At 63.7% G+C, this 234-nt stretch carries 1 pseudogene; it reads left to right on the plus strand.

The features are described 5' to 3' along the window. Positions 1 to 183, plus strand: a pseudogene (locus R0J87_RS24975) (LysR family transcriptional regulator); the annotation flags it as partial. Positions 184 to 234 lie beyond the last annotated feature (51 nt).

Genomic DNA, 234 nt, shown 5'->3' on the forward strand with positions numbered 1-234 from the left:
GCCGCCGTCAAGGCGCGGGAAGATAGCCGGGGCGTGGGGCTGTTTGAGCGCTCGGGCAATAGCCTGCGGCTAACGGCGGTGGGGGAAAGCGGACTCCCCGACTGCTACCGCCTGCTAACCAGCGGCAGCCGTATTAATAAACAGTGCCAACAGCAGCTACGGGGGGGTGAGAGCCAGCTCTGAATCGCTCGAGACGATGCTCTGCGCGAAGCGTTTTGGCGGCAGGTTATGCAC

The sequence above is a fragment of the Halomonas sp. SIMBA_159 genome (assembly GCF_046536035.1).
GTDB lineage: Bacteria > Pseudomonadota > Gammaproteobacteria > Pseudomonadales > Halomonadaceae > Vreelandella > Vreelandella venusta_A.